The organism is Streptomyces sp. NPDC059080, from assembly GCF_042739975.1.
Taxonomy (GTDB): Bacteria; Actinomycetota; Actinomycetes; order Streptomycetales; family Streptomycetaceae; genus Streptomyces; species Streptomyces benahoarensis.
Genome location: NZ_JBHYGX010000008.1, coordinates 1 through 17,676 on the forward strand (window position 1 = coordinate 1; position 17,676 = coordinate 17,676).

Consider the following 17,676-nt stretch of genomic DNA (forward strand, 5'->3'; position numbering starts at 1 on the left):
CCTCTTTCCACGCACAAGACGGGATACGAGATGATTGGATGTCTGGTGGGCTCGGAGTTGTTTATAAGAGACAGCTCCTCCGGAGGAACGACGCACGACCCTACGGGTCGTAAAGATGCTAACCCCCTCCGGGGGTTAGGCAATTCCTCCGGAATTGCCTTGTGAATTCCTCCGGAATTCATGCGCGTTCGCATTTCAGGAATTGGGGCGAGTTTAGCGAGTTCGGGTAAGTGTTGACGGAGCTTCAAGCGGGCTGGCTACAGGGAGGTGAGGGTGTGTCTGTTTCTGACGGCGACTGGGGCCGAGGTGACGACCTGCCAGGCTCTGAACCTTCCATCACCAGACCTCCAGGGTACCGGCTTGCCGTGGTCTTGCACGCCAGATCCTACCAGGAACCACCCTTCTGGGTCCACTTCAGCCAACCTGCTGCATCACTCCGTGATGCAGGGGTAGAGTTCGTGGAACTACGGCACTACCCCCAGGGGCGGGAAGCCCCCGGAATTTCTCACAGGGAAAGGCTAACCGATGCCGGACGAGAAAGGCGCCGAATCCCCCTCTCAGTCATCCCGAGGCTTGAGCTTCGAAATGCGCTTTGAAGCGCGGGAGGAAATCCACCGTGAGGTTTTCGGGACGACGGCGGAGCAGATCCATGAGCGGATGGTGGCCGCGGGTGGACTGGAGACCGGCGAGGACTCAGTGCGGCCGCTCAGCACGGAGGAGCGGCTGGCGGCGCTCCGGCGGGATGAGCTGCGGCGCATCTGGAGCCTGATGCTCGACGCGGAGTGGCTGACCTACTCCCCCGATGGTGACCCGGCGGTGCACCGCTGGCACCAGGAGCGGCTGGAGCATTGGGCGCGGGAGACCGGTGAAGCGGGGCCGGCCCCGGATCTGATCCGCTACCGGATCGTGGGGCAGCGGACCGATCCGGCGCACCCTGGCGCTGCTGTGACGACCAACTACGCCTACGGGCGGTCGGTCGAGGATGCCGTTGCCAAGGCCCGGCGGGTGCTGGAGCGGCCGAATGGCCTGTACGGGGACCGCGGCATGTACCGGGTGGTGCAGGTGACCGAGGAGAGCCTGTCGGTCGAGATGCGGCAGCAGGAGGACGCTCGCCGGCGGTACCTCACCACCATCCTGGAGGCCGCCATCTCCACCGTGCGCGGCCGCGAGGTCGACGACCCGGACGGGGAACTGCTCGGCAGTCTGGACGACTTCTTCACCCGTGCCGTCGTCTTCCCCGACCCGCACAACGGCGGCGTACGGCCCCGGCCCCACCAGGCCACCTTTGGCTGGACCAGCGAACCGCCCGGGATTCAGCACGCCAGCAACCCCGGCCGGGCCCTGGCCCTGTTCCTCCTGGCCTACCTCGACCACCACGGCCTGGCGGTCACGAACCCGGAGGAGGTCGGCCGGTGATCTGGAGCAGCGAGGACGTCGCCCGGGATGCGGTGCGGCGTCAGGGTGCGGGGATGCCGGCGGCGCGGGTGGCCGAGGCGGTTGCCCAGGCAACGGTGCGGGAGCGAGAGACGGCCGAGGAGTTGCGCTCTCCGGGGCCGGTGGAGCCCGGCGGGCTGGTGGCCTCGCCGGATCCGGCGGAGCTCGCCGAGATGTGGGCGGCGCGGCATGCGGAGTGGCGGCGGGTGCAGGCCCTGATGGAGGCGTCGGACTGGTCGACGTACGGGCCGGAGGGGGACAGCGTCGGCTCGGCGTGGGCGGCGGAGCGAACGGTCCGGCGGGAGCAGGCCCTCGCCGCGCACGCCGCGCACCTGGAGCGGCGCAGGGAGGCCGCGGAGGAGGTGCGGGGCGAGGTGTGGGTGGGCGCCGGGGCGGGTCGGCTGTTGCGGCAGGCCGCGTCCCGGGCGGGGCTGACGCCGCAGGAGGTGCTGGCGCAGCTGGTGGGCCGGGTGGTGGTCGGTGAGGACGGTGCCATGTCCGTCGCGCCGTTTATTCCGTCGCGCTGATTTTTTCGCCGGAATTGCGGATTCGTTGAATTGCTGGATTGTGGAAATGGAGGGGTCAGGGAATGGGAAATAAGATGGGTGAGATTCCGCTTTTCGCGCATCAGGTGGAGTTTGTTGATGCGGTTATCCGGGGTCTTTCGGGGCCGCTGGGCGGGGTGATGCCTGCCCGGGGGCTGCGCGGGACGGTGGTGTCGGCGACAGGTACGGGCAAGACGATCTCTGCGGCGACGGCGGCGTTGCGGATGGTGCCCCGGGGGCTGGTGGGGGTGTTGGTGCCGACGCTTGATCTGCTGACGCAGACGGTGGAGGCGTGGCGGGCGGTGGGGCACAAGGGTCCTGCGGTGGCGGTGTGTTCGTTGGGGGCTGATCCGCTGCTGGAGGCGTTGGATGTGCGGTGCACGACCAATCCGACGCAGTTGGCGCTGTGGGCCGAGAGCGGGCCGATGCTGGTGTTCGCCACCTATGCGTCGCTGGTGTCGCAGGGTCTGGAGGACGACCAGGACGGCGACGGCGAGGGCACGGCCGACGAGGAGCGTGCGGCGGCGCCGGGGGCCCTGGAGCAGGCGCTGCGCGGTTCGTACGGCCAGCGGATGGGCCCGTTCGACTTGCTGGTGGTTGATGAGGCGCACCGGACAAGTGGGGCAATTGGTAAGGCGTGGGCGGCTGTTCACGATCAGGAGCGGATCCCGGCGGCGCGGCGGCTGTATATGACGGCCACCCCGCGGCTGTGGGCCCCCGCGGTGGGCGCCGGGGCGTCGGGCCCGGAGGGCGCTGAGAGCGGCTCTGAGGGCGATTCAGGGGCGTTGGGCGGGCGGTTGGTGGCGTCGATGGATGACGTCGAATTGTACGGGCCCGTGCTGTACGAGCTCGGGCTGATGGAGGCTGTGGAGCGGGGCATCCTTGCTTCGTTCGAGGTGGATGTGCTGGAGATCCGCGATCCCGAGGCCCCGGGCGAGGACGCTGGTCCCGAGGAGGTGCGCGGTCGGCGGCTTGCTGCCCTGCAGGCGGCGTTGCTCAAGCATGCGGATACCACCGGGGCGCGGAATTTGATGACGTTCCACTGGCGCACGATCGAGGCGATGGCGTTCGCGCGGGCGCTGCCGGAGACGGCCGCGGAGCTGCACGAGACGGATGCGGCGGTGTACCCGAAGCGGGTGGGGGCGGAGTGGCTGTGCGGGGAGCACTCGGCAGCCCACCGGCGGGTGGTGCTGGACCGGTACGCGAACGGGCTGGATGCCGAAGGCTGGGTGACCGACCTGGGCATTCTGGCGTCGTGCCAGGTGCTGGGTGAGGGCGTCGACATCCGCGGTAAGCGAGGTGTCGATGGTGTGGTGTTCGCGGACACCCGTAGTTCGCCGGTGCAGATCGTGCAGATCACCGGCCGAGGGCTGCGTCAGGTGCCGGGTGAGGGGAAGGTGGCGCGGTTGGTCGTGCCGGTCTTCCTGCAGGCCGGGGAGGACCCCGAGGACATGATGGCCTCGGCCTCGTACCGGCCCCTTGTGGCGGTGTTGCAGGGGCTTCGGGCCCATGACTCCCGGCTCATCGAGCGCATGGTCCTGCGTACCGCGAGCTCCCGTGGCAAGGCCACCTCGGTGGTGGCCCTCGATCCCGGGCGCGAGGAGGACGAGCACGACGAGGGCAGGGAAGGGCAGTCCGAGGAGGAGCAGCCGGCCTCCGACGGCGGCGCCGGGCAGGGCACGGAGCAGGATGGCCGGGAGCAGGGCGCGGTGGCCGAGGCCGCCGTCGGCGGCGGGGACGAGGGCCAGGAGGACGAGGACGACGGCCGCGGGGGTGTGCCGTTGCTGCGGTTCTCCCTGCCCCGCAACCCCGACGTCATCGCCGCATTCCTGCGCACCCGGGTGCTGCGGCCGGACAGTGAGCTGTGGCTGTCCGGGCTCAACGCCCTGCGCAAATGGGTCGCCTCGCAGGGACATGCCCAGGTGCCGATGGACACCGTCGTGCCGATCGGGGCGACCGAGAGCAACGGCGACGACGGCAACGGCGGAACCTATGCGCTGGGGGCGTGGGTGAGCGAGCAGCGGCGGGCGTTTCGTGCGGGGACGTTGAAGGCGTGGCGGGCTCAGTTGCTGGACGAGTTGGGCATGGTGTGGTCGGTCGCCGATGCCCGCTTCTACAAGAACCTCGCCGCCGCCCGGGAGTACTTCGCCGTGCATCGCACGCTCGCTGCGCCCAAGGAGGCGTCCCTCGACGGGGTGGCGGTCGGCCAATGGCTGGCCAACTGCCGCAAGGCGGGTGGGTTGGGCAAGGACGAGGAACGTGCAGCAGAGCGGCGGCAGGCGCTGGAGCGGATCGACCGGTGCTGGAATCCGCCGTGGCCGCTCCAGTGGCAGCAGCGCTACGCGGAGCTCGCCGCGGTGCTCGCCGACGGGGCCACCCTCGCCGAGATCCTGCCCGGTGTCACCGTAGGCGGTCAAGACATCGGTGCCTGGTTGCACGCGCAGCAGGAGGGGTGGGAGCAGCTGAGCGAGGAGCAGCGCGAACGCCTGGTCGAACTCGGTGTCGGACCGTTGCCGGCCGCCGAGGCGCAGGTTCTGGCCAAGGCGGCGAAGGGTTCGGGTGGCTCTGCGGCCTTCGATCGGGGGGTTGCGGCCTTGGCGCAGTACAAGGCTCGTACGGGCTCTGTGACGGTGCCCAGGGCCCATGTGGAGACCGTTGTGGTCGACGGCCAGGAGCACGCGGTGAAGCTGGGGGTGTTCTTGTCGAACAGCAAAAGCCGCCGCGCGAAACTGCATGCGGACCGGCTCGCCACCCTCGCCGCCCTCGGGCTGGAGTGGGCCGGACCACCACCGAGCTCACCCGGCAGCACGGAGGCGGCCGGCGACAGGCCCGGCCCGCCCGCGCCGTCGGACGCTCGGGTGCCGGCGACCGACGGAGACGGCCGAGGCGGCGCCGGGGCCGAGGAAGAGCCCAGGGCTCGGGCGGCGCAGAGCAACACGCGGGCGCAACGCATGTACGAGCTCATGCGCAAACACACCAAGGCCGAACTGCTGCGCATGGCCTACGCGGGCGGCCTGATGCCCTACAACAACCCCGAGAAGTGGCGCAAGGACGAAATCGCCTCCACCCTCGTAGACCTCGAAACCCGCGCCCTGCACGTTGAGAACCCTGCACCGCTGGCCGAAGACCTCGCCCCCGACAACACCTGACCCCCATGGCTGCGCCGGCCCTGAGGGGACGCCCTGGGGCCGGCAACCTGCCATGACGGGCGTCCCGTCCGGCGCCGCGGCGGGTGATCGCGGTGGCCCACTCCGGCGTCCCGGGACCTGGGCAACGGCCGTAGGTCCCGCCAGCGCCGAATCAAGCCCCGCGTCGCTCCGAGCAGTACCTCGTTGGACAAGCGTGGGCGGGTGTGGGTTTACGGTGGCGGCGAAGGGCCCGGAGTCAATTGGAGTGACTCCGGGCCCTTCGTTCGTGTGTGGGTTAGGCCGCCCAGCCGACGGAGGAGACGTGGGTGTAGGCGTCCCAGTCGGTGCCGAGGCTGGTGCTGATGATCTCGTCCCAGATGGCGTCCAGTTCGTCGGTGTTGCCGTCGATCCAGGCGTCGACGGCGCGGTCCCACACACCGCCGCGGACGTTGATGGAGCGGGTTTGAAGGTCGCGCTGGTGGCGGCGTTCGACCTGGGACTGGTCGACGGGGTCGATCTCGATGCGGGTGCCGCGGCCGCGGTTGTGGAGTCGGCGCTTGAGGTCGGCGACGACGTTGCGGCGGCGCAGTTCCCAGTAGGCGGTGTCCAGGCGGGCGAGGTTGGCTTTGCTGGGGGTTTGCTCTTGGGCGAGCCAGGCGATCAGGGTGCGGGGGCGGACGTGGATGCCCGCGCGGTCCATGGCCTCGTAGCCGGCGTCGGAGGCGGTCAGGTAGCGCAGGCGGGCGGTCAGGCCGCGTTCGGTGTCGACGGGTGACTCGATGCCGGTGACCATGCGGTCGAGGCCCTCGGCCAGGGCGACCCAGCCGGGCAGGCCGCGGGCCCGGTAGGCGCCTAGGTTCCTCCAACGGCCCTCTTCGGTGCCGGCCATCAGCGGGGTGCCTTGCCGAGGGTGTACTCGCCGGAGGCTTTGGCGTCGCTGTGTTTGATCTTCATCTGGGTGACGCCGCGGCCTTCGGTGAAGACCTGGCGCCAGTCGCCGGTGACGTGCAGTTCGTCGGTGCCCATCATGGCGATGATTTCGAGGCCGGCCTGGTGGGCTTTGTATGCCTTGCCCCACAGGTTGGCGTATGCCTGGCTGTGGATGTTGTGCATCCAGTCCGGGCGGATGATGTCGCGGTTGTGGATCGACTCGCCCATGGTGGAAACGAACTTCGAATACATCGCTTTGATGTACTCGGTGGTGATCGTGTCGTCTTCCTCGATCGCTTTTTCTCGTGCGGCGGTGAGGATTTTGCGGAGGGCGTCGAGGAAATTCTCTGTTGCGCCGGACGTCCATGATTCGTGGATTTCGGGTGCGTCGGTAAGGCCGTATTTCGGTCCGGCCAGGCGCGATAGCAGCCTGAGAGTGGCGTCGGTGATCCACAGTGCCCCGTCGGTGTCGCGGTCGCCGAGGGGGTTGGGCAGGTGCGGGTGGTGCCATGGGGCGGGGGTGATCAGGTGGACTCCGGAGCGCTTGGGGTCCACTCCGTCGGCGCCGGTGGTGTGCTCCAGTTTGCCGATGGGGAGCCAGCATTTGAGGGCGGAGAGGTAGGCGGCGTTGGCGTCGAGGGCGGTGACCTGGACGCTGCCGGGGAGCTTGAGGGAGAAGTCGGGGTGGTGGAAGGCGGGGCGGGCCTCCCAGATCTGGTCTGGCTCGCGCTTCGAGGGCTTTTTGAGGATGTCGGGCAGCGCCGGGTAGGCGGTGAACTGGTAGCGGGCGGTGGCCCGGGTCTCTTCGAACATCGTCATGACGTCCGGGATGGCGCGCTTGATCAGCGCTTTCAGTGCGGCCTCGGTGTCGCCTTCGGTGCGTTGCAGTTCCTCGTCGACGGCGTGGGTGATCAGGGTGTGGGTCTCGGCCTGGGCGCGTGCCGCGGACTTCGCGCGGCGTTGCGGCCGCGACGGCACCGGAGCGGGAGTCGGCGACGGCTGTGCAGGCGCGGTCGTCGCCTGCGGGGCCGCGGCAGTGATGCGTGCCGGAGGCGCAGCCGCGTCCGGAGTCAAGGCCAGGGTCGCGTCCGGGGCTGGGGGGGTGGCGTACTGCGGAGGTGTTGTGGGGGGTGTGGCGGTGCGGGGTTGGCACATGGCGCCCGGGTGGAGCGAGCGGCCGTCGGTGGCCTTGAACGGGGTCACCATGCCGCAGCGGATGCAGGGTTGGTGATCGCCTTGTACCACCAGGCCGTCGGGGAGGAATGCGGTCTGTGGCAGCTCGGCGGCTGAGGGCAACTGCTGTGGAGCGACGGGCTCGGGGGCGTTCTGGGTCGGTTCGGGGGCGGCGTCCGGCTGCTGGGGTTTGCCTGCCGGCGTCGCGCTGGAGGTGTCGGCAGGGGCTGGGAAGCGGTGGGTGAGGCCGTCGAGCAGCTTGCGGTACGCCTCCAGTCTCTGCCCCTTGGGCTCAGCGCGCCCTGCCTCCCATGCTTGGATGCTCTGCGTCCGAACCCCCAGGGCCTGGGCTACGGCGGCCTCGGTCAGACCGGCGGCCTCCCGCAGGCGGACCCGTTCGGCCGGGGCGGGCAGCAGCGTGTTGTTGTCGACGGCATCGAGGAGGGAGTCGATGGCGTCGAACAATCCCTGCGACGGGTCAGTCATCTGCTTCTTCCTTACCGGATGCCTTGACGGATCTCTTCGAGGCGGGTTGTCAGCCGCTGGTAGCGCTGGGAGGCGGCCTGGGAGGAGCGGAAACCCTGGTGCTGGGAGATCTGCTTCCAGTCCATCTCGCAACGCCGGGCCTCCACGACCACCCGCGTCTCCAGCTGGTCCAACGCGAGACGCATCTGATCGAACAAGCTCAGCCCCGCGGCCACTTCATCCGCCAAGTCCTCGCATTGGCCGCCGTCTTGTCGACGGCTGGCTGCGGCTGCGGCCGTCAGGAGGCGCCCCAACAGGGCGGCGTCCTTTTCCAAGTGGCGGGCGGGAGTGCATTCGGCGGCGGAATCGTCGGGCAATGCGGCCAGTCGCCGGCGAGCCGCTTCCAAAGAGTCTTCTGCCATACGCCTACCCTACCGCAAAACCCCAACGAAACAACAGAATGTTGTTTCGTTTCACGCGCAGCCGGCCGGATCATCGCGTGCCGGAAGAGCATCACTGACACTCGCCCGGTCAGGAATTCGCAGACGCCGCTGCGGGCGGGTGCAGCTTCTCCATCCCGGCGAAGGTGTCGATGATGCGGTGATCGCAGTGGCGCAGGAGATGCGCGAGGTCGTCCGGTAGTTCGGCGTGGTGGACCAGGACCAGGTTCGCGTGTGTGGTGCGGTGCAGGTGGACCAGGTCCGCCCACAGGCCACTCCCGATCCGGTGGGCTCGCAGGACCGTCAACTGGCATGCAGGAACAGCCTGCAGGGCGGCATGGACCGCACGCTCCTGTTCTTCCCGGGGCGCGCGGGGCGCCCTCGGCCGCGTGGCGGTGCCGCCGAGTGCGTGGAGGATGTCGCGCCACAGATAGCGGCCGGTGGAGGCGAGGGAGGCGACCGTGGGGTGCACCACGACGCGTCCGGCCGCCGGATCATGCGAGGCCAGAGCGGCCCGGGTGAACCGCACATCGTCACCGCGGTCCAGGACCACGGTGCACGGCGGACGCCCCTCGGTGCGCAACGTCTGTGGAGCCGGCAGCCGGGAACAGACGGCCCCGACGCCGCACACCAGGACATCGACACCGATCTCACCGAGGGGATTGATCGGGCCGAACGAACCGATGGTCCCTCACCTCCCCTTACGTCGCGCGGCATGTACGGGGCAGATCCCACGCAGTGCCTGGTGCCGGCCGATCACGCTGCGGTTCCCAGCCGACTGAAGGCCCACCGCAGCACCTCGGTGTCGACCCGGGGCCGGCCTGTGCGGGCCAGGCCGATGCGGACGTGGGCGGTCAGCCGTGCCCAGTTACGGAAGTTGCCGTGCGCGGCGCGGCTGTCGGCGAACGCGATGTCAGCGGGGTCGGCGTCGGCCCAGATCGGATGGAACAGGGGGACGACCTCCAAGACCTCGCTGGGAGTGAGGCGAGTGAAGTGCTGCCAGATGAAGATGCGGGAGGACAGCATCGGTTCACGACGCAGCACGGTGTGGCAGCCTTCGCCGCCGACGAAGACGATCGCGAGGCGGGTTGCGGGGTCGTCCCACAGGTAACGGAAGTACTCGAACGCCTCCCCGTTGAGCCACTGGGCCTCGTCGACGACCAGGGTGCGCGGTTTCTCGGCGAGGGCGGCCTTCAGGAGCCGGTCGAACTCACTGGGGCGCCGGGGCGGTGCACCGGGCAGGCCCAGCGCGGCGAACAGCTCGTAGCGCACCGCGCGGGCGGTAGGCCGGGCCCGGAAGGTGACCCGGCGGACGTCCTCGCCGGGTTCGAGTTCGCGCAGGCAGGTGTTGACAGCGAGGGTCTTGCCGAAGCCGGCGCCACCGTGGATGCACATCATGGCGCGCGCGGCAACGGTGTCGGTGATGTTCTCCCGGGCCCTCAGCAGGGCGCGGGTGGTGACCACGGACGCGTCGGGCAGGTCGACGTACTGGTAGGTGGCCGCGGTCACGGGGCGTCTCCGTCTTCGTCGGTGGTGGGAGGTGCGGCCCGCCCGTCGCGGACGTCCAGGGCGGAAGCGTCATCACGGCCGGACGGGTACGGGACGGGCGGGCCTGGCGTGGTCAGCGCGGCCAGGGAAGCAGGGGTGCGCCAGTCGGCCGGGGGTGCGGCGGGCGGGATGAGGTCCGGCATCGCGAGTTGCGCGAGGTCGGTGTCGGCGGTCTGGGCGAGTTCGGCCTCGGCCTGCGCGGTGGTCAGCGCGCCGAGCCGCTGAGGTGCCTCAGGCTGGTTCACGGCGGCGTAGCGCTCGCGCTGGGAGGCCTCCAGGTCCTTCTTCAGGCGGCGGGCACGGGTGGCCCGCGCCCTTCGTACGGCGCTGATCTGTTCGTCGGTGGCCTGATCGGCCAGGTCCGCGGGACCCAGGTATCGGCCGGTGGCAGCGTGGTAGACCTCGATGCGGTGGTCGTGGTGGGGCATGAAACGGACCCGGACCTGGATCCCGGCCTGACCGGTCATCCACGGGCCCACGTAGTCGCGCCGTTTGAAGCGGATGCCGCGGGTGGTCAGCGTGCGGGTGCCAGCGTCCTCCAGAGTGAACGTCCACAGGTCCGCGGCCGTAACGTCCCGTAGCGGAGTGGGATCGTCCTGCCACGCCTGAAGCGGAGTCTTGCCCCGCAAGGGCGCGGGGCGGTGTTCGGTGTTCCACCACAGCGTCCAATCCAGCAACCGGACGGTGAAGTCCTCGAAACCGAGCAACACCTCGTCCTTCGGGCGGGAGGCGCGTTTGCCGGGGCGCGGCTGGCGGGCATAGCCCGGCAGCGCGGCCAGAAACATGCTCTCCACCGCACGGTTCAGGCCCTCCACGGTGCCCTTGAGGTGAGGGGTGTAGGCGGGCAGGTCCTGAACCGTCACGTCCAGGAGGTCGAACGCTGCGGTGACCGTTCGGGACAGGAAGTCCTTGCCTCGGTCCACCCGCACCTTCTCCGGCAGACCGCCGAACGGACCGTAGGGTTCCTCGCGCAGTGCCGCGGAGCGCAGCGCGGCCAGCACCGACTCCCGCGACGGATGGCCCGGGGTGACGGCAACACCGGTGATCGCGTTGGTGGCACAGTCGGTGAACCAGGTGATCCACGGCCTGCGGGCCGTGCCGTCGACGTCGACCAGCACCGGGGCCTGCATGTGGTCGGTCTCCCAGACCTGGTTGCGCCAGCCGCGCGGCCGGGCCAGGAACACATCGTGTTTCCGTGCGGCCCGTTCCCCTCCCGCGAGCCCGGCCCGCTCCCCCGGCGTCAGATCCCGCTGGATCGCCCGGTGCAAGGTGGGCAGCGACGGCGGCGGAGCCGCGGGCGGGGACTGCCGGGCAGCGCGGGCCGTCAGCTCACGATGCACCGCCGCGACGTTGCCCTTCCACAACGCGAGCAGGCGGCGCACTTCCGGGGTGACAGTGAAGCGGTCCCGACTCTGGGCCCGGGAACCTGGAGCGGCGGCCGCGGTAGCGTCGCGCTCGGCCGCGGCCAGCCACCGCCACACCGTGCGCTCGGTCACTTCCAGGGACTGCGCGATCAGTTGCACATGCCGGGTCGTCAGTTTTCCTTCCTGCCGCAAGGCGAGTAGCCGGCGCACGGCAGGGCCACGCAGCGCCGACAGGGAGGAAGAAGGCAGGCCCCCACGCACGTCCGGCTCATTCCCGTACTCACCGGAGCGGGCACCGTCCACTCCCGTCCCGGCGTCGCTGGTCACAGCGGCCCCATGAGCCGTGCGCAGGCCCGCTCCAGCATCCAGCGGTCCACCACCGCCCGGCTCTTGCCATAGGTCTCGGCGGTCAGGTGCGAGGTCAGCTTTGCCCAGGTCCTGAAATTGCCGTGCCCCACATGCTCGTCCACCCACGCGACATCAGCCTCGGTCGCGCCCTCCCACAGCGGGTGGAAGGCAGCCATCACGGTGGCCACCTCGCGCGGGCCAAGGCGCGGCACCAACTCCCAGGTCAGCACCCGAGAGGCCAGCGCAGGTACCCGGCGCAGCACCCGTTCACTGCCCGCCCCCGCCAGCACGAGTGCCATGTCCGTGTCCGGGTGGTCCCACAGCCCGCGCAGAAACTCCAGCGCCGGCCCCGGCAGGCACTGTGCCTCGTCCAGTACCAGCACGCGGGGCTGTCGTAGCGCGTTCACCAGCATCAGGTCGGCCTCCCCCGCCCCGCGCGGCAGACGCCGACCCAGCTCAAGAGCGTCCGCGAGCACCCGGCGCAGTCCGGGCACCGTCGGATGCACACCGACATGAACCCGTCGGACCCGGGCCGGGTGCGGCACCTGGGACAGGGCGTACTGCAGCGCGACGGTCTTGCCCTGCCCCGCATCGCCGTACAGACACACCACCGCCCCCACCCCGGCCGCGTGCGCGACCGTCCGCAGCACCGACTGCACAGCGGGCGTGTGCACCACCTGCGCGCCCGGGACCAGGACCGGGACCTGCGCTAGATGCTTCTGCTCCCGCAAAAACACCTGCCCGCCCGTGCTTTGGCCGGCCACGACGTTCAAGCCCAGCTCGCTGAGCGGATCGGGCCTGCGTGGCCCGGCCACCACGGGCTCCCGCTCGGCCAACAACGCCTGGCCCGCCCGGCGGTCCCTGCGGATCACCCGGTGCAGTGTCGACGCCGACGGCACCGACGCACCACCAGCCACGGCCAGCCGGCGTCTCAGCTCAGCGACATTCCCTCCGACCTCGCCAAGCAGCGCCCACACCTCGCCTGACACCGCATACCCCTGCCGGACCGGCGCCTCTACCTGCCCGGCCGTCTTGGCCTGCTCCAACCAGCGCCACACCGTACGCTCGGAGACACCCACTGTCTCAGCGACCGCTCGCACATGCCGGGTCGACAGCTCCCCCGCCCGCTGCCGCTCCAGCAGACGACGCACCACCAAACCCCTGGGCAGCACTGCACCCCGGCCGGTCCTTACCTCTTGACCCACCCCACGATCACACCGGCCGGGCCAACCTCAGCACATAAGAACTCTCGAACCTGAGACAACAACAGCCGCCATGCGATAAAGCCCCACGACAGCGATCCCGCCCATCAATCTCTCACTTCATGACAGCGGCCTACCCACTCACAAACAACCGCTGACCAGCCCCGCAACGCCCCACCCAGAACACCACCACTGACTCTCACCACCACCGACACCAAACCGAGAAGCCGCACCCTGTATTGCATCGCTGTTGCACGTAGAACAGCGGCGGGCGCCGATGCGGCATGGCGACGTTGCGGAACTCCGGCCAGCTGTCAGGCTGGGCGAGCCCGGCCCGCAGGGTGATTGGGGGCTCCACCGTGTCCGTCGCGTTCCGCATCAGGTGCTGCCTGTGCCGCAAGAACATCCCGCTCGCCGGGGACGCCATCGCCCTCGATGGCGAGTGGCAGCGCCGCTACCCGGACATGCTCGGCACGCTCGCGTGCGAGCGGTGCGTCATCGATCGCGGCTGGAATTGCTGCACCACAACCCAGGGCGGCTTCGTCGACGGGCACGTCGCCGCGCCCGAGGATCAGGTCGATGTCGACTCCTGGAGTCACCACCTGGAGCGCGGCATCCACCGCGCCATGGTGGTGGCCTACCCTCACTCGGGCCTGCTCCAGGGAGCGGAGCCGTATCTGCGCTGGCTTGCCGGGGACAGGTACACCCTGCCCGAGGTCGCCGCCCGCCTGGGCGCGGCGCTGGGCGAGTTCGATGCCCAGCACAGCGGCACCCGGACTCCGCAGCCGGCCACCGCCTGATCCGGCTCCTCATGACCGGCTGCCCAGTGCGGTTGTTGTGCCAGATCGCGGCGGTTAGCGCGAGGATCCGCTGAAGGGCGCGGGCCATCACGCCGTCGGGTGTGCGGCCTCGGTGTCGTTAGAGGTCGAGCTGCCCCTTGAACGTCTCGTTGATCGACTCGATGACCTGCCGCAGCGGCTTGATCAGTGCCGATCCGGCACGCCCGTCTCGTCAGGCTTCTCCCCGACGAACTCGGCATGGCCTGGCCAGCCCGAGCTCGGCGGCCATGCCTGAGAGTTGAACCCGTCCACGACCATGATCTGGGCAGCCGCAGCCACGCCCACACAATGGCGCGGAGAAGAGTGCACGCCATTTGACTCCCGCCGCCTGACGCCTGATGACGCGGAAAGTCATCCGTGTCATTGGGGGTTTGTTTTGCATAGCGTTGAAGAGCTGGTGCAGCTTCTGCACATGAATGAGGCGCAGCAGCAGGGACTGCGTAACGTGCACGCGGAACTCACACGGCAGCTCGTCAGGAAGGCGGGCGGTGTCCAACAGGCCGCGGAGCACGGACTCCGAAACGGGCCGGACGATGCACTACGCAGGTCTGAGCGGAGCATGCGGCGCGGATGTGGAAGAACTTGTCGCACCGGTTCATGTATGGACACAGTGCCGCCCCTACAAGATGGCTGTCCTGGCGTAGAGCCACGCGAGGTCGTGCAGTCGGTAGCGTCCGGGCGCCGGTGAGGTGAGCAGCCCGGCGTCCACCAGGTCTTCCAGGAGTTCCTCCGCTTCATCGGTACCGCAGCCGAACATGCTGCCTGCGGCGTCCAGGGAGATGAACGGGCTGGTGTGCGCGCCGAGCATGCGGAAGGTGCGGGCCTGTTCCGGCTTCAGCTGGCGGTAGCTCAGGTCGAGGGTGGCTCGCACGGCCAGGTCTCCGGCTTGGAGCTCGTCTAACCGGCTTCGTTCGTCGGCGAGTTTGGCGGCCAAGGCCGCCACCGTCCAGGTGCGCCGGGCGGCGAGGCGGGACGCCGCGATGCGGATCGCCAGGGGCAGGAAACCGCACGCCTCGACCACGTCGAAGGCCTGGACCCACTCCCCCGCCACCCGCTCCTCCCCCACGATGCGTGTGAAGAGCTGCAGGGCTTCCTCCGGTGACATCACATCCAGGTCCACCGAGTGCGCTCCGGCCAGGTCCGGCATCCGGACCCGGCTCGTCACCAGGGCCGCGCAGTCCTCCGTCCCGGGCAGCAGTGGGCGGACCTGCGCCGCGTCTCTCGCGTTGTCCAGCAGAACCAGCAGACGGCTTCCGCGGAGCGCCGATCGGTACAGCGCCGCCCGTTCGTCCACCGTGTCGGGGATCGCCGAGTCGCTCGTACCCAAGGCGCGCAGGAACGTGCCCAGGACCGCCTTCGGTTCTGCCGACCGGGCCGCCGTGCCTTGCAGGTCGGCGTACAACTGGCCGTCGGGGTAGCGGGCGTGGGCCAGGTGCGCCATCTGCACCGCGAGCGTCGTCTTGCCCACGCCGCCGATACCGGCGAGCAGGCAGACGGCCATCACCCGGCCCTCGGCTGCGGATAGGGTCGCGCCGAGCTCCTCGACGTGGGACGCGCGGCCGGTGAAATCGGCTACCGCTGACGGGAGCTGGAAGGGGCGCACCGGTGTCGGGAGCCCGGGCTTTACGGGGGGCGGTTCCGTCAGGGCCGGGTCCGCCCGCAGGATGCGCTGCTGGAGTTGTGACAGGCCGGGGCGCGGGTCCACGCCCAGTTCCTCTGCGAGCAACCTCCGTGTATCCGCGTATACGGCAAGTGCTTCCGCTTGGCGTCCCGAGCGGTACAGCGCCACCATCAGGAGTTCGCGCAGGCGTTCGCGCAGGGGGTGCGTCGCGGTCAATGTGGTGAGTTCCGAGACGACCTCCGCGTGGCAGCCCCGCTCCAGATCCATGTGCAGGCGGGACTCGATCATCTGGAGGCGCCACTCCTCCAGACGGGTGCGCTGGTTCTCCGCGTACGGGCCCGGGATGCCCGCCAGAGGCTCGCCGTCCCAGAGGTCGAGCGCTTCGTTGATCAGGGCTCGGGCCCTGTCGAGGTCGTCGGCGTGGTGGGCCTTCTCGGCAGTCGCGTACAGTTCTTCGGCGACCTTCGCGTCCAGGGACCCCGGCGACAGGTTCATCGTGTAGCCGCCTGATCCGCTGTCGAGGACGCCGGGGCCGAGGATCTTGCGGAGCCGGGACGCATACGTGCGCATCGCCGCGAGCGCCGCCGTCGGGGGTTGTTCGCCCCAGATCGCGTCGACCAACTCGGCTGTCGTCACGGTGCGGCCCGCGCGCAGCAGGAGGGCTGCGAGCAGTGCGCGCTGTTGCGGGGAGCCGGTGTTCAGCGGCTCCCCGTCGCGCCAGGCGCGCACGGGGCCGAGCACGCTGAAGTGCAGGTTCGATGACTGGTCCCGGGCCGGGGGCTCCGGGGGCTCGGCTTGCTCGACGGGGGGCGTCGCCTCTTGCGGAGCGTGCCCGCTGACGCGTCTCCATGCGTCAGCCCATAGGAAGTGTTCCGATTCGGCGACCCCGCAGGCGATGAGGAATCCCTTCAGCTGACGCTGGTCGCGCGGCGTCGTCCGGCCCTGCACGATGCGGTGAGCGGTGCTGTGTGGCAGCCTTCCCCAGTCGCCCGCCCGCCGCTCCATCTCCCGCACCGGAGGCCGGCCGGCCTTCGCGTAGAGCATTTGCAAGGCGGCCTTGAACTTGCCGATTCCGTCGACATAGATCGGACTCGATGCCGGCCGGGTGTCAGCCGTCCCGTAGTGCTCGCCGCTGCGCGCCTTTCTCCACAGGTCCATCGCCACGTCCGCCGAGGCGTCGCAGGCCCGTGCATATGCCTGGACGGTCCGCGCACTGGGCACGCTGTTGCCCGACGCCGCGCGTTGCAGCGTGGTGGCATGGCATCCGGCGCGATCCGCCAGCTGGGCGTACGACCATGCCCCGGCCGCGCGCTGGGCGCGCAGCCAGCGGGCCAACTTGGCCAGCGCCTCGTTGGACGTGATGATCGGTTTCTCCCTGCGCCCCACGGCCGGAGAACCTACGACGCGGGGATCGCGTGCGCGACACGCATGAGCAGTGACACCAGGCGGTGCCCGTCGCCGCACAGGACGCGCAGTGTGCCTGCCGCAACCAGACCGGCAGCGCCCAGCACCGCCAGGATCGACGGCGCTTCCAGGCCACGGCCCGACAGCACACAGGCCAGGACCGTGATGACGACGATGACCACGGCATCGGGTGCCGAGGCCCTGTTGCGGGGTGCGCCGGGTACGACGCACCCCATCGTGCGAGCGGTGTGGAGCATGTTCTGTCTCCTGATGTCGACGCCCGCGCGCAGGGCGCGCCGGCGTGTTGCGGGCTCCGGAAATGTCACCAACTGGCGTTTGCCGACGCCGAGATGGGGTGTGCATCGTGGCATCGCCACCTCGTGCCGGGCGAGCCCTCGGCAATTATTGATGCGCTGGTGTCCACCGTGGCCCGCAGTGGCATCAATCGCGGGTGAGGGCGGCCATGGCCGTGATCTGGCGCTCCGCTTCGCAGCGTCCCGTGGCGCCGCCTCTGTCAGGTGATAGATGCGGTGCCATCCCAATCGGACTCCGCCGGCTCTCACCGCCACTGTGTATCGGCTCCGGGCCCGATACGGGGACCACCATGGCACTGACCTGGTGTTTCGTACCGTGCAGGGTTCGTTGTCGGCAGGAGAGGTGGCGGCGGGTTCGCAGGTTCATCGAATGTTTGCGGCGTCACGAGAAGCTCACTGCGTCGGAATTCTCCGACCGCTCCTGAGAGTTGCGGGCTCCACCCATGCGATCAGGAACCCAGCGGATTCACGTTGCCGCGTGAACCGCCCAAGGTCGGCGCTCTGCACCCGGAGCGCCGGCCTTGCATGCCATCTGCTTCCCCGCGCACCCGGCCGTACCCAACGCGATCCGTCAAGCGGCCCGTTACGGCACCGGGCGCGGCGGAGCCGCTCGCGAAGGCGCCCGATCGGCAACGGCCGGGCACTCCACTCATGGCAGAGCGTTCGGAGGCGAATCTGATGGGTGCGGGCCGAGGTGTTGGCTCCGCCGGCTGTTCGGTGTTGGGGTGGGCGGCGGTTTGGCAGGTATTTCGCCGCGGAGTTCCTGTCAGTCCATGCTCTGCTCGGCCGGGTCGGGTACGCAGCGATTTTGGTTGTGGCCGAGAGAGTGAGGACGTTGCTGGGGCTCGGCGTCATCCTGGTTGTGGTGGGTGTGGGTGATGCCTTCGGTGACCCTCACGGCGAGATCGAGATACGCCTTGC

The 17,676-nt window shown here is 69.6% G+C and carries 13 protein-coding genes and 3 pseudogenes; 4 read left to right on the plus strand and 12 right to left on the minus strand.

Annotated features, from left to right (window positions below):
- The first annotated feature begins 585 nt into the window (after positions 1-585).
- From ACFWWQ_RS08530 to ACFWWQ_RS08540, 3 genes are all read left to right on the plus strand, one after another.
- Positions 586-1,416: a hypothetical protein gene (locus ACFWWQ_RS08530; RefSeq protein ID WP_384592231.1), complete on the plus strand. Its 831-nt coding sequence runs from the start codon at positions 586-588 to the stop codon at positions 1,414-1,416.
- Positions 1,413-1,961, plus strand: coding sequence for a hypothetical protein (locus ACFWWQ_RS08535; protein WP_384592234.1), 549 nt, complete (start codon positions 1,413-1,415; stop codon positions 1,959-1,961). Before ACFWWQ_RS08530 ends, ACFWWQ_RS08535 begins: the two co-directional genes overlap by 4 nt.
- A 74-nt stretch (positions 1,962-2,035) precedes the next feature.
- Positions 2,036-5,128 (plus strand): Helicase associated domain protein, encoded by a 3,093-nt coding sequence (locus ACFWWQ_RS08540; RefSeq protein WP_384592807.1) that lies wholly within the window; start codon positions 2,036-2,038, stop codon positions 5,126-5,128.
- Between the two features lie 274 nt (positions 5,129-5,402).
- On the opposite strand, the gene ACFWWQ_RS08545 is transcribed toward ACFWWQ_RS08540, so the two are convergent.
- From ACFWWQ_RS08545 to ACFWWQ_RS08575, 7 genes are all read right to left on the minus strand, one after another.
- Positions 5,403-5,996 carry a transcriptional regulator gene (locus tag ACFWWQ_RS08545; RefSeq protein ID WP_384592237.1) on the minus strand — a complete coding sequence of 198 codons (594 nt, stop codon included), beginning with the start codon at positions 5,994-5,996 and terminating at the stop codon, positions 5,403-5,405.
- Positions 5,996-7,696, minus strand: coding sequence for a multiprotein-bridging factor 1 family protein (locus ACFWWQ_RS08550; RefSeq protein ID WP_384592240.1), 1,701 nt, complete (start codon positions 7,694-7,696; stop codon positions 5,996-5,998). Before ACFWWQ_RS08550 ends, ACFWWQ_RS08545 begins: the two co-directional genes overlap by 1 nt.
- 11 nt (positions 7,697-7,707) lie before the next feature.
- On the minus strand, positions 7,708-8,097 hold the full coding sequence (locus ACFWWQ_RS08555; protein WP_384592243.1) for a hypothetical protein: 390 nt from the start codon (positions 8,095-8,097) through the stop codon (positions 7,708-7,710).
- Between the two features lie 109 nt (positions 8,098-8,206).
- The gene (locus ACFWWQ_RS08560) at positions 8,207-8,668 is read right to left on the minus strand and encodes a hypothetical protein (RefSeq protein WP_384592246.1); all 462 of its coding nucleotides are present in this window, start codon (positions 8,666-8,668) and stop codon (positions 8,207-8,209) included.
- 203 nt (positions 8,669-8,871) lie between these two features.
- The gene (locus ACFWWQ_RS08565; protein WP_384592249.1) at positions 8,872-9,624 is read right to left on the minus strand and encodes an AAA family ATPase; all 753 of its coding nucleotides are present in this window, start codon (positions 9,622-9,624) and stop codon (positions 8,872-8,874) included.
- Positions 9,621-11,237 carry a Mu transposase C-terminal domain-containing protein gene (locus ACFWWQ_RS08570; RefSeq protein ID WP_384592810.1) on the minus strand — a complete coding sequence of 539 codons (1,617 nt, stop codon included), beginning with the start codon at positions 11,235-11,237 and terminating at the stop codon, positions 9,621-9,623. The genes ACFWWQ_RS08565 and ACFWWQ_RS08570 overlap by 4 nt, the downstream gene beginning before the upstream one ends.
- Positions 11,238-11,350: 113 nt before the next feature.
- Positions 11,351-12,421 (minus strand): AAA family ATPase, encoded by a 1,071-nt coding sequence (locus ACFWWQ_RS08575; RefSeq protein ID WP_384592252.1) that lies wholly within the window; start codon positions 12,419-12,421, stop codon positions 11,351-11,353.
- 515 nt (positions 12,422-12,936) lie between these two features.
- Between ACFWWQ_RS08575 and ACFWWQ_RS08580 the strand changes: the two genes are divergently transcribed.
- Complete coding sequence (locus tag ACFWWQ_RS08580) at positions 12,937-13,377, plus strand: hypothetical protein (protein ID WP_384592255.1); 441 nt, start codon at positions 12,937-12,939, stop codon at positions 13,375-13,377.
- A gap of 4 nt (positions 13,378-13,381) precedes the next feature.
- On the opposite strand, the pseudogene ACFWWQ_RS08585 reads toward ACFWWQ_RS08580, so the two are convergent.
- From ACFWWQ_RS08585 to ACFWWQ_RS08605, 5 genes and pseudogenes are all read right to left on the minus strand, one after another.
- Positions 13,382-13,579: pseudogene (locus ACFWWQ_RS08585) on the minus strand (IS982 family transposase); the annotation flags it as partial.
- 471 nt (positions 13,580-14,050) lie between these two features.
- Positions 14,051-15,790, minus strand: a pseudogene (locus tag ACFWWQ_RS08590) (BTAD domain-containing putative transcriptional regulator); the annotation flags it as partial.
- Positions 15,791-16,213: 423 nt separating this feature from the next.
- Positions 16,214-16,501: pseudogene (locus ACFWWQ_RS08595) on the minus strand (helix-turn-helix domain-containing protein); the annotation flags it as partial.
- Entirely contained in the window at positions 16,435-16,698 is a 264-nt protein-coding gene (locus ACFWWQ_RS08600) for a hypothetical protein (RefSeq protein WP_384592258.1), read from the minus strand. The pseudogene ACFWWQ_RS08595 and the gene ACFWWQ_RS08600, both read right to left, overlap by 67 nt.
- 823 nt (positions 16,699-17,521) lie before the next feature.
- The gene (locus ACFWWQ_RS08605; RefSeq protein WP_384592260.1) at positions 17,522-17,653 is read right to left on the minus strand and encodes a hypothetical protein; all 132 of its coding nucleotides are present in this window, start codon (positions 17,651-17,653) and stop codon (positions 17,522-17,524) included.
- Between the last annotated feature and the right edge of the window lie 23 nt (positions 17,654-17,676).